Annotated in this window: 21 protein-coding genes; 3 read left to right on the top strand and 18 right to left on the bottom strand. The window is 55.0% G+C overall.

The features are described 5' to 3' along the window. Nucleotides 1-738: 738 nt before the first annotated feature. From GFC01_RS09965 to GFC01_RS20195, 3 genes are all read right to left on the bottom strand, one after another. Nucleotides 739-1,155, bottom strand: coding sequence for an ATP-binding protein (locus tag GFC01_RS09965; RefSeq protein WP_152946790.1), 417 nt, complete (start codon nucleotides 1,153-1,155; stop codon nucleotides 739-741). A 240-nt stretch (nucleotides 1,156-1,395) separates the two neighbouring features. Beyond that, nucleotides 1,396-1,740, bottom strand: coding sequence for a DRTGG domain-containing protein (locus tag GFC01_RS09960; RefSeq protein ID WP_341473885.1), 345 nt, complete (start codon nucleotides 1,738-1,740; stop codon nucleotides 1,396-1,398). After that, a complete protein-coding gene (locus GFC01_RS20195; RefSeq protein WP_207707608.1) occupies nucleotides 1,734-2,243 on the bottom strand; it encodes a type II toxin-antitoxin system HicA family toxin in 510 nt (169 codons plus the stop codon). The genes GFC01_RS09960 and GFC01_RS20195 overlap by 7 nt, the downstream gene beginning before the upstream one ends. Between GFC01_RS20195 and GFC01_RS19040 the strand changes: the two genes are divergently transcribed. Further along, nucleotides 2,180-2,476 (top strand): hypothetical protein, encoded by a 297-nt coding sequence (locus tag GFC01_RS19040; RefSeq protein ID WP_207707610.1) that lies wholly within the window; start codon nucleotides 2,180-2,182, stop codon nucleotides 2,474-2,476. The genes GFC01_RS20195 and GFC01_RS19040 overlap by 64 nt on opposite strands. A 115-nt stretch (nucleotides 2,477-2,591) precedes the next feature. Here the strand turns inward: GFC01_RS19040 and GFC01_RS20190 are convergent, their stop codons facing one another. The 10 genes from GFC01_RS20190 to GFC01_RS09905 all read right to left on the bottom strand — a co-directional run bounded on the left by GFC01_RS20190 (nucleotide 2,592) and on the right by GFC01_RS09905 (nucleotide 8,338). Next, nucleotides 2,592-2,762, bottom strand: coding sequence for a hypothetical protein (locus GFC01_RS20190; RefSeq protein WP_423244385.1), 171 nt, complete (start codon nucleotides 2,760-2,762; stop codon nucleotides 2,592-2,594). A gap of 17 nt (nucleotides 2,763-2,779) precedes the next feature. Then, nucleotides 2,780-2,968: a hypothetical protein gene (locus tag GFC01_RS09945; protein ID WP_152946787.1), complete on the bottom strand. Its 189-nt coding sequence runs from the start codon at nucleotides 2,966-2,968 to the stop codon at nucleotides 2,780-2,782. Beyond that, nucleotides 2,965-3,132, bottom strand: coding sequence for a hypothetical protein (locus GFC01_RS09940; RefSeq protein ID WP_152946785.1), 168 nt, complete (start codon nucleotides 3,130-3,132; stop codon nucleotides 2,965-2,967). Before GFC01_RS09940 ends, GFC01_RS09945 begins: the two co-directional genes overlap by 4 nt. A gap of 124 nt (nucleotides 3,133-3,256) precedes the next feature. Beyond that, complete coding sequence (locus GFC01_RS09935) at nucleotides 3,257-3,460, bottom strand: MaoC/PaaZ C-terminal domain-containing protein (RefSeq protein ID WP_152946784.1); 204 nt, start codon at nucleotides 3,458-3,460, stop codon at nucleotides 3,257-3,259. A gap of 11 nt (nucleotides 3,461-3,471) precedes the next feature. After that, nucleotides 3,472-4,485, bottom strand: coding sequence for a beta/alpha barrel domain-containing protein (locus tag GFC01_RS09930; protein WP_152946782.1), 1,014 nt, complete (start codon nucleotides 4,483-4,485; stop codon nucleotides 3,472-3,474). 165 nt (nucleotides 4,486-4,650) lie between these two features. Then, on the bottom strand, nucleotides 4,651-5,430 hold the full coding sequence (locus tag GFC01_RS09925) for an enoyl-CoA hydratase-related protein (protein WP_152946780.1): 780 nt from the start codon (nucleotides 5,428-5,430) through the stop codon (nucleotides 4,651-4,653). A gap of 12 nt (nucleotides 5,431-5,442) precedes the next feature. Further along, the gene (locus GFC01_RS09920) at nucleotides 5,443-6,990 is read right to left on the bottom strand and encodes an acyl-CoA carboxylase subunit beta (RefSeq protein ID WP_152946778.1); all 1,548 of its coding nucleotides are present in this window, start codon (nucleotides 6,988-6,990) and stop codon (nucleotides 5,443-5,445) included. Nucleotides 6,991-6,994: 4 nt separating this feature from the next. Then, a complete protein-coding gene (locus GFC01_RS09915) occupies nucleotides 6,995-7,234 on the bottom strand; it encodes a hypothetical protein (protein WP_152946776.1) in 240 nt (79 codons plus the stop codon). A gap of 520 nt (nucleotides 7,235-7,754) precedes the next feature. Then, on the bottom strand, nucleotides 7,755-8,081 hold the full coding sequence (locus GFC01_RS09910; RefSeq protein WP_152946774.1) for a spore coat protein: 327 nt from the start codon (nucleotides 8,079-8,081) through the stop codon (nucleotides 7,755-7,757). A 35-nt stretch (nucleotides 8,082-8,116) separates the two neighbouring features. Further along, nucleotides 8,117-8,338 carry a hypothetical protein gene (locus tag GFC01_RS09905; protein ID WP_152946772.1) on the bottom strand — a complete coding sequence of 74 codons (222 nt, stop codon included), beginning with the start codon at nucleotides 8,336-8,338 and terminating at the stop codon, nucleotides 8,117-8,119. A 483-nt stretch (nucleotides 8,339-8,821) separates the two neighbouring features. On the opposite strand from GFC01_RS09905, the gene GFC01_RS09900 reads away from it, so the two are divergent. Both GFC01_RS09900 and GFC01_RS09895 read left to right on the top strand, forming a co-directional pair. Further along, complete coding sequence (locus GFC01_RS09900; RefSeq protein ID WP_152946770.1) at nucleotides 8,822-10,018, top strand: sensor histidine kinase; 1,197 nt, start codon at nucleotides 8,822-8,824, stop codon at nucleotides 10,016-10,018. 21 nt (nucleotides 10,019-10,039) lie between these two features. Further along, nucleotides 10,040-10,696, top strand: coding sequence for a response regulator (locus GFC01_RS09895; protein ID WP_152946768.1), 657 nt, complete (start codon nucleotides 10,040-10,042; stop codon nucleotides 10,694-10,696). Between the two features lie 161 nt (nucleotides 10,697-10,857). Here GFC01_RS09895 and ychF read toward each other — a convergent pair whose 3' ends face one another. From ychF to GFC01_RS09870, 5 genes are all read right to left on the bottom strand, one after another. Continuing rightward, nucleotides 10,858-11,949 (bottom strand): redox-regulated ATPase YchF, encoded by a 1,092-nt coding sequence (ychF, locus tag GFC01_RS09890; protein WP_152946766.1) that lies wholly within the window; start codon nucleotides 11,947-11,949, stop codon nucleotides 10,858-10,860. 24 nt (nucleotides 11,950-11,973) lie between these two features. Beyond that, entirely contained in the window at nucleotides 11,974-12,822 is an 849-nt protein-coding gene (locus tag GFC01_RS09885) for a carbon-nitrogen hydrolase family protein (protein WP_152946764.1), read from the bottom strand. Nucleotides 12,823-12,902: 80 nt separating this feature from the next. Then, nucleotides 12,903-13,124, bottom strand: coding sequence for a NifU family protein (locus tag GFC01_RS09880; protein ID WP_152946763.1), 222 nt, complete (start codon nucleotides 13,122-13,124; stop codon nucleotides 12,903-12,905). Nucleotides 13,125-13,298: 174 nt separating this feature from the next. Next, the gene (locus tag GFC01_RS09875; protein WP_152946844.1) at nucleotides 13,299-14,582 is read right to left on the bottom strand and encodes a zf-HC2 domain-containing protein; all 1,284 of its coding nucleotides are present in this window, start codon (nucleotides 14,580-14,582) and stop codon (nucleotides 13,299-13,301) included. A 14-nt stretch (nucleotides 14,583-14,596) separates the two neighbouring features. Next, nucleotides 14,597-15,193 carry an RNA polymerase sigma factor gene (locus tag GFC01_RS09870; protein WP_152946761.1) on the bottom strand — a complete coding sequence of 199 codons (597 nt, stop codon included), beginning with the start codon at nucleotides 15,191-15,193 and terminating at the stop codon, nucleotides 14,597-14,599. Between the last annotated feature and the right edge of the window lie 288 nt (nucleotides 15,194-15,481).

Genomic DNA, 15,481 nt, shown 5'->3' with positions numbered 1-15,481 from the left:
TTTTTATGCCCGTATAACCGGCGAGAGGAAATGGCAGAAAAATACATACCCACAAGCCTTGCCCCGCTGCCAAGTACCTTTAAACACAAAATACTAATTCGACATAATAACGAAACTTCCTGCTTACAAATTTAAGAAATGTGTATTTTCTTTTGACATAAAGCGACCTGATGGCGAGGAGAGAGCAGGTATTCAGGGCGGGTCTTTTTTGTGATGGTGAAGGCTATCACTTAATATATCATAAAGAACGATAGCTGACAAGCATTTTATAAAAGCCGGATAGTATACCATTATAGATATTTTCCGCCCCCGTCCATTGATCAAAATATCGCCCGGCAAATTTGCCGGGCAGGAGCTGATCCATATTGGTATAACCACACCGGGGTCCCCTGTATTGCCGGTACTGGCCGATCATGCCGCCCTTTTCCGGTCCCGGCCGGATTGGAGCCGGGGAAAATAATCCGGGACAAACCCTATCCGCCCACCCGGTTGCAGCCCCGCCATCCGGCGTGCTTACCGTATGTAAGTACGGCCATTCTTCAAAGGAGCTGCCCACGGGAACTATCGTTCCCTCCGACGGGGTATAGCGGCTTAAAGTTCATTTCGCCCACCCCCATCTTCTGCACTAAACGTGGCGAAACTTCATACCCAAACCATAGGTATGGTTACAATCCCACCTTTCCCCGGCGGCAGCCCCATTTATCATTTCTATATTCCCCGTCAACATCCTTTTCCCGTTTAAACTTTATTTAACACCATCGCCATGACTACGGTACCCTGGTTAACTTCTGATTCAATCTCCAAATGGTCCGCATTTTTTTTGATATTGGGCAACCCCATACCGGCTCCGAAGCCCATTTCCCTGATGTGGGGTGGAGCGGTGGAATAACCTTCCTGCATGGCCAGGGGGATATCGGGGATACCGGGGCCCCTGTCCCGGGCCACTATTTTCACCATCTCCGGACTGATATGGGCCGTTATGGTACCGTGACAGGCGTGAATGACAATGTTCAATTCCAGCTCATAGGCGACGATGATCACCCTGCGCACGGTACCCGCGGGCATACCCGCCTGCTGGAGCACTTTTTTTATCTGTGCCGCCGCCTGCCCGGCCCGGGCAAAATCCATTCCCCGGATGTCAAACTGCAACTGCATATAAAGCCTCCACTCCCATTCTTGAAGGGATGGGGACGATAACACCCCTTCCCCCTTATAACAGGTAAACAATAGATTGTATTGTGGACCAATGCTGAACTTATTTTGGTGAAAAGAGAATCCGCCCCTTTTTGCACGCATATCCGAAATACCTGGCCAGCCCTTAACCGGCCCTGAAAAAGAAGCCGACTTTCCAATAACCGGCAACGGTTAACGGAAAACACCTGTAAAGGTTCTCCACTAGAAACTTTTTAGCCCTGCCTGATATAAAATACCGCAGCTTTCAAAGAGAAACAGATCGGTGGTTAGCAGGGGTAACCCCTTTTCCCGGGCTTCGGCAATGACGTCCTCCCCGGGCCGCTTGCCCCGCACAAAAACGATGGCCCCTGCATCCACCATTTCGGCAATGCGTAAAACCTGGATGTTGGTCAGACCGGTGAGCAGAAGGCAATTGGGCCGGGCAAAGGCGAGGGAATCGCTGAGCAGGTCGCAGCCCAGTCCACAGGTTACCTCAATATTAAGCCGCTCCTGGCCGCACAGAACTGTGGCGTTCAATTTTTCCCGGACTTCGGACAGTTTCAACACCGATCACCTGCCACAAAAATACCTTTATTGGATAGAGAAATACCATACTCTATTTTACCGCCGTTACGCCCCCGTGAATAGTACGGGTTTGACGAAAGGGCGGGATGATGAAAAAATACGGTTACGGGAAAAGGAAAGGGGGAAGAAAAAAAGAAATGTATCCAGAGGCTATTACCTGGCAAAATACACCGAACAGCAACATGTCCTTTCATAATACTCCTGAAAAGGAAAGATAAGGAATAAACGGGCAAAAGGGAGTCATCCTGTTTTATGAAACAAATTAAAAAAATGAGATATCCACGGCTGAAGGGATCTTTCCCATCCGCGAAGACATTCCAGCTCCGACCACAACCGGCCCGGGGCAGCGCAAGCTCGATTTCCCGGAGAATTTCCCTCACTAACGGACGGGCGAGATCTCTTCCGGGGTGATTGGGAAGAGTTGTGGTTCGCCAGTCAGGATGCCGATAGAAAACATGACTTCCTTTCTGGCGAATTTTTTTCAAAACCCATTTTTAGCAACAGTCTTTCCATGGTTTTAAAACTAACAACAGGAATTTTACTCATCCAGCCACCTCAATTTGCTGCAAGTCAACAAATTGGGGGAATTCAACAGACTCTCCTTGTTTTTTCAGCTCTTCCAGACACAACTCAAGAAGTCAGAGGCATAGTCACAGTGACCATGCCTCATTCTGTTTGCTTTTTCATTTTCCCTTTGAGAAAACGCCAATGGCCATAAGGAGGGCCAGTAATATTATTGCTGCCATGAATCCGAATTTAACCAGGATGAAGAGGAGACCGGCGAATAGGCCGAAGCACCGTATAGTCTACGGTGCCTGCTAGACAGGATATAATCAAACAGTATGCTGTTCCAGCCAGGACCGAACATCGCTCACAGCCATAGAGCCCACAGCCACAGCTTCCATGAGAGCCACCACTTCGGCACTAGAGGCAGCCAACCGCAGGCCATTCTTCCTGAGAACAACAGCAGCAGTCACAAAGGCCGTACGCTTATTCCCGTCCACAAACGGATGGTTTCGCGTTAGCCCGCACAACAAAGAGCCACCTTGGCAAGAAGACCCGGATAGAGATCTTCACCGCCAAAGGTGGCCAGGGGGTTCATCACCGCACTATGGAGCAGGCCATAGTCCCTGACACCAAGCGCACCGCCACTAACCTTAACTACCTCTTCATAGATCTGCTCCACAACCCGAACAGTTATCCATTTCACCTGGACGCCAACTCCTCAAGGGCCGGCCTATACTGCTCAATAATCTCTCTAGCCAACTTCACGTCCTGTTGGGCCCTAAGCCGGTCAACGAGAGTGGCCAGCACCTGCAACAGTTCGGCAGGTGAAAGCTCTAAAAGCTGCTCCACAAGGGTGTCACGGGCCATAAAACCACCTCCTGCAAGTATTATAACACTACTTCACCAAAGAAAGAAGCAGGGCCCAAAGCCCCCGGGCTTGTCCCGGGGAGGTTCACATTCGAGTTTTGGATCAGCCCCGATGACAAATGGTTCAAAACCCAGAAACCGGGAAAAGCTGCGGAACGAAAAATACCCTGTTCATCCAGCGTTGCGCGGCCCATTCCTTATCTGTATGCAGGGGGTACCAGTCTCCACTGAAAGCAGCAAACATAACGAGGTCGGTCTCGGTGATCGTCCTGCCCCTCGACCGCCAGCGGTCCCCAACCTGTAATTCATCAAAATACTTATCAAACATAAAATTTCCCCCTACCTGTGCCCCGTGGGCCCCCTGGGAATGCGGCCGGTGCGGATGCACTCGCTGCGCAGCCGGCGGCCCACGATTTTTTCCACCATGCGGCCGATCTCCAGCACCCGGTCCACATCCACCCCGGTGTCTATGCCCATTTCGTCCATCATGACCACCATGTCTTCCGTGGACACCAGGCCCACAATGTTGGGGTCCTGGTAGTAGTAGGAACCTGTGCCGGCCACGGGCACACCGTCCACAAAATTGGCCGGCTGGCCGCCGGTGCCGCCCATGGTGCTCTCAAAATGGGTGATGCCCGCCAAAAGGGCGGCCAGCACGTTGGCCAGTCCCCACCCCCGGGTGACGTGGAAATGGGCGATGTGCAGGTCCGGGTTGGGGAAGGCGTCCAGGATCATGGAAAAATACTCGTAGACCCGGTTGGGGGGCGCCGAGCCGTCGTGGTCGGCGTGTTCAATGTCGTCGGCCCCCAGTTCCAGAAAGCGCCTGGTTACTTCCACGGCGGCCTTTAATTCCGTGGGGCCTTCAATGGGGCAGCCCCAGATGGTGCTCACCGTGCCGTTGAATTTCATGCCCGCATCGTGGGCCTTCCGGATGCAGCGTTCCACCTCCGCCCAGTAGGCCCTGTGGTCCAGGCCGGAGTTCTTGATCTGGTGGGATTCGGAGGTGGAGACCATCATCAGAATGCGGTCGGGGCCGTGTCCCTCTTTGCGGGCCTGGATGGCCCGGTCCACGGCCCTTTCCCGGATGGTCACCGCCGTCAGTTCCACCCCGGAAAGTTTATCCTTCACCTTTTTGCTGTTGTACAGGAGTTTGAAAAGTTCATCGGCGTCGGCAAACTGGGGCATGCCCCGGGGGTTGCCGAAGTTGGTCACCTCCAGCCGTTTAAAGCCAGCCAGGATCAGTTCTTCCAGCACCCAGAGTTTGGCCGCGGTGGGAATAAATTTTTCTTCGTGCTGGAACCCGTCCCGCACGGTGATTTCCCCTAAAACCACCTTTTTGGGATAGTCGAACATGGTGTTGCCCCCTTAAAATCAGATGTCAGAGGTCAGAAGTCGGAAGTCGGAAGGAAGAGGTCGGAAGTAGATTTAGGCGGCATTCGCTCCGGTTGTATAGGAAAAGCCTTCGCCGGTGCGCCGGCCGGCGGTGGGTAGCGGCATTGTACCGGCAGGAGAGAGATATCACCGGCCCCTGTACACCGGCTTTCTCTTTTCATTGAAGGCCCTCAGGCCCTCGTCCCGGTCCTCGGTGGCCAGGCAGACGTTGTAGCATTCCGCCTCCAGGGCCAGGGCGGTGTGCAGGTCCAGCTCCACCCCCAGGTTGACGGCCCGCTTGGCCTGCTGCAGGGCGATGGGGCCGTTTTTGACTATTTCCTCCATAATCTCCATGGTCCTGGTCATCAGCTGTTCCGGTGGAACCACATAATTCACCAGACCCAGCTGAGCTGCTTCCGTGGCAGAGATGCGCCGGCCGGTGAAGATCAGTTCTTTTGCTTTGTTGCGGCCGATCACCCGGGGCAGCAGCTGGGTGCCTCCCCCGCCGGGAATGATGGCCAGGCCCACTTCCGGCAGGCCGAAGGAGGCGTTTTCCGAGGCAATGATAAAGTCGCAGCCCAGGGCAAATTCGCAACCGCCCCCCAGGGCAAAGCCGTTTACCGCCGCTACCAGGGGTTTTTTGAACATGGTCACGGCGGTGAAAGCCTTCACAAAAAGTTCCCTCTGCTTTTTCATTTCTTCTTTGCTCATGTTCTTACGTTCTTTTAAATCCGCCCCCACACAGAAGGCCCGGTCCCCTTCGGCTGTGAGCACCGCCGCAAACACTGCGTCGTCCTGTTCCAGCTCTGCCAGGGCCGCCAGCAGTTCTCTGGCCATTTGGGTGCTCAGGGCGTTCATGGCCCGGGGGCGGTTGAAGGAGATGATGCCGGTTTTCCCCACCTGCACCTTAATGGTTTCGTATTCCATATCCCCACCCTCCTATACCGGGTACACCGGATGCTTGCGCTCGGAGAAACGCTGCCTTTTGGATTCGTAAAGGGTGAAGCGGGCAATCAGTTCCGCCCGCAGGTGTGAGGGCCGCACGATGTGGTCCACCACCAGTTCCGCCGCCAGCTTGTAGATGTCGATGTCCTGCAGGTATTCCTCCTGCTTTTGCCGGATGAAGGCCGGCCTTTCCTCCGGCGGCAGGGCGTTGATCTTGTTTTCATACACGGCCTTGACCGCCGCCCGGGGACCCATGACCGCCACCTGGGCTCCGGGCAGGGCCAGGCAGCAATCGGGTTCAAAGGCCGGGCCGCACATGGCGTACAGGCCGGCCCCGTAGGCCTTGCGTACCACCACGGAAATCTTGGGCACCGTGGCTTCGGAAACGGCGGAAATGAATTTGGCCCCGTGGCGGATTATCCCCTGCCGTTCCACATAGCCGCCCACCATGAAACCGGGCACGTCCATGAGAAACAAAAGGGGGATGTTGAAGGCGTCGCAGAGGGTGACAAAGCGGGCGCCCTTGTCGGCCGAGTCCACAAAAAGGACGCCGCCCTTTTCCCGGGGCTGGTTGGCCAGCAGCCCCACCACCCGGCCGCCGATGCGGCAGAAGCCCGTGATCAGTTCCGGGGCGAAGAGTTTTTTAATTTCAAACCAGGTCCCCCGGTCAATCAACCGGTCAATTACTTCGTACATATCAAAGGGCTCGCTCTCTGTAACCGGAATTATATCCGCAATCTCCCGCCCTTCAAGGGGTGGTTCTTCCATGGCCATGGGCGGCCGGCCCAGGTAATTCTGGGGCATATAGGTCAGGTAGCGGCGGCAGGCCTCAATGGCCTCGGGTTCGGTCAGGCACAGCATGTCGCCGCAGCCGCTGACGGTGCAGTGCATCCGGGCGCCTCCCAGTTCCTCCAGGGTGGTCTTTTCGCCAATGACCATTTCCACCATGCGGGGGGAGCCCAGGTACATGCTGGCGTTGCCGTCGACCATGAAGACCACGTCGCAGAAGGCCGGGATGTAGGCGCCGCCGGCCGCCGAAGGGCCGAAGAGCAGGCAGATCTGGGGCACCATGCCGGACATCTTTACCTCGTTGTAGAAGATGGCCCCGGCGCCCCGCCGGCCGGGAAACATTTCCACCTGGTCGGTGATCCTGGCCCCCGCCGAGTCCACCAGGTAGATCATGGGCACCTTCATGTCCTGGGCCGTTTCCTGGATGCGGATGATCTTTTCCACCGTCCGCCAGCCCCAGGACCCGGCCTTCACCGTGGAGTCGTTGGCCATGACGCAAACGGTGCGGCCGTGGATTTTGCCAATGCCGGTGATCACCCCGTCGGCCGGCAATCCTTCGGCCAGGTTGTTGGCAAAAAGACCGTCTTCACAAAAGGGGGTATCCGGGTCCAGCAAAAGCTGCAGCCTGTCCCGGGCAAAGAGCTTGCCCTTTTCCGCGTTGCTCCGGTGATATTTGGGGGCACCGCCGGCTTTGATTTGCTCCTCCTTTTCCTGCAGCCGGGCGTCAAGGGCTCTTAAATCCAGGTCATCCATAACCTCATCTCCCCGTCATCCTGTTTTCCCGGACAAATGTCCGGCTATCCATGAGTTCCCGCACTCCCTCCCACTTCCACAGGCTTCTTCCGGCCGGTAGAATAGAAACAACCCTCTCCCCTTCCGCAAGATAACCGCCGGCCAGCAAGGCCCCGGTAATGGCGGCCACCACGGCCGGCCGCAGGCCGGGGAAGGAAAGCGGGTGATCAATATTTTCCTCTTCACAGCAATATTCCATGCACAAGGCAAAGGCCCCCTTTGATAACCGGGTCCCGTTGCGAATTTTCCGTCAACGATAAAGCCCGGAGTGTACCTCCCACAGCTATGGCAATAATTATAATTATGGCTATAACCCCGCTATAACCCGGCGGGACACACCTGCCGGTGGAGATATCTCTAGCAATAATCATGGCAATAAACCCGCAGAAAACCTTAACTGCAGGAAATAAACCCTTAATGGATAAAAAACTATTCCCAAAGGAATTTCCGCCCGGACAATCCCCTCAACCCGGAAAGCCAGTGTCAGTTTTGGTATACAGAGTCACAGAAGGCCGGCTTTTAAACCCCCCGGCCTTTACCACGGGGCACAATTTAAAACGACACGACCTGGCTAAAAACAACCCACCCATTAAGACAGGTATACAGAATATGGAAGACAGGGCCTGTCTGTGATTGTTTACATTGCGCCCTGGCAGCAGAACAAAAAGACCGGGATACCACGTCCCGGTCCCGTCTCTTTTGGCACTGCTTACCCCTTTGACACTCTACCAGTTGCGCACTTCAGGGCCGGACATGGCTCCCGGCCCCATGCCCGGTGCCATTCTTCCCATGGGACCCTCGGGTCCCCGGATGCCGGTGGCCTCCGCCCCCATGGGCGTACCGGTGAATACGGGATCCAGCGGGTACCAGCCCCGGGAATGCATGAGATCGAAAATTTGCTTCTGGGTCTGCAGCTCTTCGTTATTGATATGGATCAGCGTGTTGCGCACCCGGTCGTTGGCGGCCTCCAGAACAGCCATATGATAACCGGAAGAAATCATCTTGGTCCCCACCAGCAAATCGGTGAGAATATCCCGGTCGCTAAATTCCACTTAATGACACCTCCCGTACATTGAAAATTTACTCGTTAGTGACGGGCCATTCCCGATAATCCGGCATCCTGAAGCAAATTGTTCAGGGTGCTCATGTGGCGCTGTCCCTTGTCCACGCACTGCTGGAGCAACCCCTGCAGGGCCGGGTCCCTGGTCTGGTTGAGGTAAAACCGCGCCTTCCTGGTGCAAAGTTCCTCCGCCCTCAATTGTTCCATGATGTGCAGCTTTTCCATTTCAGTCATACGCCAGTGATGCATTCAGAAATCACCTCCTTTTCTCCGGCCTTAGTATGTCATAAAAATCCCGTTTTATTCCTTCAGCAGGAATATTACAAACCAGTGACTCCCAATAAGCGTACCCCTGCCCCATTAAAGAGAACTGCCCCAAGCCCCGGGCACCGGCCGTTTCCACCCACCACCCGGTGGAACCCTCCCCGGCAATACGCCGGAAGACGCCAGGGGCCCATAGCTTTTTACGCCCGGACAGCCGGTTCGTCCGCCACCGGAGGCCGGCAACCCATAAAGAGCCCTCCGCATATTATCCTTTAGTCCCATCACACCATGAAATCCACATCTTGTGGCGTATAACTTATTACAGACACCGCCCGGTACTTTCGCCTCAAATTTCTTTATTCCTGGCTTTTTTTGTTATGACAGCAGGGAATTTCACCCTTTTTCGCGAATGTTTTTGTGTTATGTACGTCCACCCAAACCTGAAATGTGATGGGAGAGAAAACCGGCATGGGAGCATCCGACAAAACGGGTCGCAGGAAGGTACGCCACGGCACCTTTCGCTACGATCCGGCGGAGCTGGACCGGGTGCTCAAGCAAACCCTTTCCGCTATCGAACAGGGCAAGAGACAAATCTTCGATATTGCGGAAAACACCCGGACGGAACTCCGGCGGGTGCAGGAGGAATTAAATCAGGTCAGGGAAGAAGTAGCCGAAATTATTATCCTGGTCGATACCCAGAAAGAAATAGAACTAAAAGCCCGTATTCACCTGGCTGAAGTCAGCCGCAATTTTAAAATTTATACCGAGGAAGACATCAAACAGGCCTACGAGGAAGCACAAAAAGCCCAGCTAAAGCTACTGGAACTGCGGGGCAGGGAAAAGCTGCTCCGTTTCCGCCGGGATCATCTGGAAGTGAGCCTGCGCCGGTTGACGGCCATACAGGAAAAGGCCGAAAACATGCTCACCCACCTGGGCACCGTATTAAATTATCTGGCCGGGAACCTGCAGGACCTGGGAGCCCAGATTGGTGAACTGCAGCAGCTCCACCAGCTGGGGTTGAGCATTCTGCGGGCACAGGAAGAAGAGCGGCGCCGGGTGGCCCGGGAAATTCACGACGGTCCGGCGCAGGTACTGGCCAACATTGTCATGCAGGCCGAGTTCGTCCAGGCCCTGATCGAAATGGATCCGGCCCGGGCAAAGGAAGAGATCAAATCGTTGCGTGACATGGTGCGGCAGAGCCTGCAGGACGTGCGGCAGATTATTTTTGACCTGCGGCCCATGGTGCTGGACGATCTGGGCCTCGTTCCGGCCATCAAAAAGTACGTGGAAGACTTTAAGTGCCGGTCGGGCATACCGGTGGAACTGCTGGTCATGGGATCGTCCCAGCGCCTCCCCGCCGCCCTGGAGGTGACCCTGTTCCGGGTGTTGCAGGAAAGCCTGCACAACATACGCAAACACGCCGGTGAGTGCCGGGTTACGGTAAAACTGGAAATCCTGCCCCAGAAGGTAAACCTGATGATCCGGGATACCGGTAAGGGGTTTGATCCGAAAGACCATAGGGATCAGGACGAGCACCAGGGTTACGGCCTGGTGGGTATGCGGGAAAGGACACAACTCCTGAAAGGAGAGCTGTCCATTTCCAGTGCTCCCGGGCAGGGAACAGTCATTCTGGTTTCCGTGCCCTTGAACGGACCCAAAAGCTAGTACGCAAAGGAGACGCGATCCATGGAACCAATTAAAACCTTAATTGCCGACGATCACGCTCTGATCCGGGAAGGGCTGCGCAAGGTGCTTTCCCTGGAACCCCGCATCCAGGTGGTGGGGGAAGCCGCCAACGGGCCCCAAACTGTAGAGATGACCCTGCATCAGGATGTGGACATCGTTTTGCTGGATATCAATCTGCCCATAATCAATGGTATCGAAGTATGCAGGCGGATCAAAGAGGAAAAACCGGACATCGGTATCATCGCCCTGACCATCCATGATCAGGAAGATTATGTATTTGAAATGATCCGCAATGGAGCCTCAGCTTATCTGCTTAAGGACATCAACCCGGAACAGCTCATCCGGACCATTATCGGCGTGGCCAACGGCGAATCCTTTATTTCACCGCGGTTGATGTCCCGGGTTTTTGCCGAGTTCAACCGCCTTTCCACCCCGGAAGGCGCCGGAAGACGGGACGGCCGGTCCCTGACATCCCGGGAGTTGCAGGTGCTGCGCCTGGTGGCCAGGGGGGAATCCAACCGGGGCATTGCGGAAAAGCTGTTTATCAGTGAAAAAACAGTAAAAAATCATATGTACAGCATCTTTCGCAAACTGGGCGTTACCGACCGCACCCAGGCCGCATTGTATGCCATCAAGAATAAAATCGTCCAGCTTTAAATTCCTCTGCGCAGAGCATGTACGCAAAAAAGAAAAGCCTTCCAGGGAGGCTTTTTCTTTTTTTTCAGTGGGGCTTTTGTCCATGGATCCGTGACCCGAAATATCTAACTTTTAAACCGGGGCCTGTTCCCCGTGACCATGGTCATATTTAAAGCCCGACCCTATACGTTGAAACGGAAGTTGATAATGTCTCCGTCCTCAACGATATAGTCCTTGCCCTCCAGCCGGGCCAGGCCTTTTTCTTTTACCCCCGCCATAGAACCCTGTTCGTAAAGATCTTTATAGGCCACCACTTCAGCCCGGATAAACCCCCTCTCAATGTCCGAGTGGATCTTGCCGGCCGCCCGTTTGGCGTCGGTACCCTGCCGGATGGTCCAGGCCTTTACTTCATCTTCACCCACCGTAAAGAAGGAAATCAACCCCAGCTGATCGTAAGCCGTACGCACCAGACGGTCGGAACCCAGTTCCCCCACGCCCAGATCGGCCAGAAAAATCTCCCGGTCCTCCGGTGACAGCCGGCTGATTTCCAGCTCCATCTCGCCGCAAATCTCAATGGTTTTCAAACCCCGGGCGGAAGCTGCCTTCTCCAGAGCATCACGCCCCGGATAGCTCCGGGATTTAAACTGTTCCTCATCGGTATTGACCACCAGAATGACCGGTTTCTCGGTTAAAAAATTATAATGACGCAACGCCGCCCTCTCTTCTGCAGCAAGCTCCTGCCGGTGCAGGGGGGTTTCATTTTCCAGGCCGGCCAGACATTTTTGCAGCACTTCCATTTCAAAAGCAGCCTCTCTGGTAATCTTTTTGCCGCCCTTAATGCGGGAAACGCGTTTTTCCAGCAGCTCCATATCGGCAAAAAGCAGTTCCATGCTCACCGTTTCCAGATCCCGCACGGGATCTATTTCCCCGTCCAGATGGGGAACATTCGGGTTGTTAAAGGCCCGCAGTACGTGCACCAGCAGGTCTGCCTCCCGAATGCCCTCCAGAAACTGATTGCCCACCCCCTGGCCTTCGCTGGCGCCCCGCACCAGGCCGGGCACATCGCTACACTGTATCTGGGCGTACACGGTACGGCGCGGCTTGAAAAGATCGGAAAGAAAATCCACCCGGGGATCCCGCACCCGGGCCATGCCCACATTGGTCCCCGTCTTACCGGTCATAAAGCGGGAAGTCTCCGCCCCGCCCCCGGTAACCAGGTTGAAAACGGTTGTTTTGCCCACCATGGGCAGGCCGACAATACCAAAACTAAGCATTATCTCACCCCATTCCACCCTATTTTAACAGATGGAATCGGGGCTGAGCAACTCCAGGGCATAAACGTCCGTGCGCCGGTGACGCAGCAAAGGCAGTTCCCCACGCACCTGTTCCACCAGATCCAGATCTATCTCCACGCAGAGGATTTCCTCCCCTTCACCGGCCCGGTCCACCACATTGCCCCAGGGATCCACCACCAGGGAATGGCCGTAGGCCACATAGGAAGCCATGGGATCCCGCGCCGGGGAAGCCCCGATGAAATAGGCTTGATTATCTATGGCCCGCATACGGAACAGCAGGTCCCAGTGGGCCGGTCCGGTGGTCATATTGAATGCGGCCGGTATAACCACCACCCGGGCACCCTTGAGCACCATCAGGCGTATCAGTTCGGGGAAACGCACATCGTAACAAATGGCCACTCCTAGGGGACAAAGGGAAGTGGAAACCACCGTCACCCGGTTTCCGGCCCCCAGGGTGCTGGACTCCCGGACCCTCAGCCCCCCGGGCAGGTCCACGTCAAAAAGATGCATTTTCCGGTGCCGGCCGAGCATGGTCCCATCGGGTGCAAAAATAAAGCTGGTATTATAGACCTGTTCACCGTCCTTCTCCGGCAGCGATCCGCCCACCAGGTAGACACCTTCTTCCCGGGCTGCCCGGGCCAACATTTGAATGCTTTCACCTTCCGGATAACTTTCGGCGTAACCGGGAAAAAACCGGGCCACATAGGGGCAATTGAACATTTCCGGCAGAACCACCAGCGCCGCTCCCTCCCCGGCCGCCCGGCCAATCATCTCCCGGGCCCGGCTCAGGTTTCTGACCTTTTCCTCAACTACCTTAAGCTGGCAGACGGCCACTTTAAATTTGCGATCCAAACCTTTTATCCCCCCATAAAATTGTCGTTGATTGTTGGACATATGAAAAAACCCCTGCCGCTGCAGAGGTTTCTAGTTGCTTAGACCTGAACGACTTCCTTTATTTCCGGAATGGCCTGCTTGAGCGACCGCTCAATCCCCATCTTCAGGGTATATGTGGACATGGGTCAACCGCCGCAGGCACCCTTGAGCTTCACCTTCACCACGCCGTCGGCACCGACATCCACCAGTTCCACATCACCGCCGTCCCGCTGCAGGGCCGGACGAATTTTGTTCAGGGCCTCTTCCACCTTCTCCCGCATCTGCTGCCCCCCTTTCCTCATGGTCTGGCTACCTGTAGTATGGAATAGCCCCAAGGAACTTATTCCACCATACCTTATCCTATTTTACCTGTATCCGGTCACCCTGGCAAGAAAAATCTTCTTCCCATGGGAAGAGAACGTCATCCATGGCCCGGTACGGTTCCAGGGAACATTTTACCCGGTTTTCAAAACAATCTGTACGGTTGTCCTCCGGACAGCCTCCGTCAGGGCGTGCAGTTTGCCTTCCGTCTTTACGATCTCCTCCTGGAGTTGCTGCAACTGCCGCTTTTGAGAATCCCCATTGGTGGTTAAGAGCCCTTCCTCCTTTTCCCTCAAAAGGGAAAGACTTTTGGAAAGGTTGTCATATTCCAGAGTAACATCCCGGGAACGAGTTTCAGGCACCCCCATCTGCCCCAGTCCGCCCATGTCATGCAGCATGGCCGGCCACTGGTTATCGGGAACCAGAAATACCACCCTGTTTTTTCCTGTTTCGCCCGGTCCTTCAGGCTCCACCAGGGCATTATACCTGGAGGCCAGGCGAACCAGTTCAGCCCGTGCCCGGTTAACGTCCGGAACCTGGATGGTCAGCGCTATTTCTTTTATGATTTTTACATCAGAGCTTTTAATTTCGTTTATAGATCTCCCGGGCATTTCCTTTTTTGCGTATGATTGCCCGTCATTAACCTTTTCGTCCGCGGCCGGAGGGCGCAGTTCCCCGTTCTTCCCGGAACGGCTAACGCCAGCACCGTAATCAGGTGCTTCCGGTACGGCCGGTGAAGAACTGTAGGCCATCAAACCGGGTTCGGGGCTGGGCTGTGGTTGCGCCACCCCGCCGGTGCCGGTTTTATTTTTATCCCCGCCTCCGCTGGGAGCGGTATACCGGTTCTGGGAGTTCCCGCCGGCTGATTGCGGGCTCCGGTGTTTTTTTTGCTGGACATCCCCTTCCTGTTTCCCGACCCCGTTATCCGGCGCCCCGGTCCCTTCCGGAGCGGACCGGAGTTGCAGCCCCGGCCAATTATCATGGATTGTCGTATTTGCCACATTATCCCCTTTTTGTTGGTAATTGCCAGCCATCTGCGGTGGGGAATGCTGTTTATCCTTCCATGACATAAAGATCTCCGGTTGAATAAAACAGGCCCAAAGGGAAGTCAGGCCCAGGGCAACCGCCAGCACCGCCGCCACGGCAAAGATTCCACCCCGGCCAAACCACCTTGCGGTTCGGGATGGAGAAAAAAGGTTCCGTCTCTTAAGCTTTTGTTTTAGTTGTTCACTAAAATTGGCCGGAGGAGCAATGTCGGGAAGATCCCGCAACATGTCCATGGCCGCCTTTAAATCTTCCCACTGGTTCCGGCAGGCGGGGCACCGGCATAAATGAGCTTCGATTTGTGATAGACGGGAGGGTTCCAGTTCACCATCCAGGTAGGTGGAAAGCAGTTCCTGGATCTGCTGACAGCGCATTTCTCATCCCCCCTTTACTTTACCAGACGAGGCCGGAACGCCAAAAGTTCCCGGCGCCCGGATATTTTTTGCCGGAAAGCCTGACGGGCACGACTCAAACGGGATTTCACCGTACCCAGGGAAATATCCAGCGTCGCCGCTATTTCATCATAGGAAAGCCCCTGGATTTCCCGCATGATCAGGACCAGCCTGAATTCTTCGGGCAGCTCATTCAGGCAACCCTGCACCATTTCCTGAAACTCCCTGCGTTCCAGGGATTCGCATGGGGAAGGGCACTGATCCACGGGAAGGGAATTGCCGGCGGAACTGGCCAGCATTTCGTCCAGTGAATTCTTTTTTTGCCTCCCCTGCCGGCGCAACTCATCCCGGCAGAGGTTGGCCGTAATCCTGTAAAGCCAGGTGATAAAACTGCAATCCCCACGAAAACGGGGCAATGCCTGATAAACCCGGATGAAAACTTCCTGAGCCAGGTCGCAGGCGTCACTATAATTGCCCATGATGCGATAGGCCGCCGTAAAAACCTTTTTCTCGTAACGGCACACCAGATCCGTGAAGGCATCCAGATCGCCGTTTCTGGCACGATCTATCAATTCCTGTTCTCCGGGGTGCAAAAGGATCCACTCCCATCGGGCCAAATTAGCCCCTCAGCCCTGTCATTCCTATTCGACGGAAGGAAAGGCCGCTCCTGCTCATATCGACAAGAGATGGAACAAACCGCCGGAGTGGTTATATAATCATGCCCATGAATTAAATTACCGGCCACAAGGGGAAAGGCCGTGTAAAATTTCAGTAGGCACCAGAAGGGGATCAGCCCCCTGAAAAAGAAATGAGACCTCGCGCGCCCAAAAAACACCAAAAATCAAGCTAAAGGAGTGTGAGGTCTCATGTTAAATATTCGC

The organism is Desulfofundulus thermobenzoicus (genome assembly GCF_009428905.1).
Lineage (GTDB): Bacteria > Bacillota > Desulfotomaculia > Desulfotomaculales > Desulfovirgulaceae > Desulfofundulus_A > Desulfofundulus_A thermobenzoicus.
The sequence above is the reverse complement of the archived record's forward strand: the minus strand, read 5'-3'. Positions and strand labels throughout refer to the sequence as shown.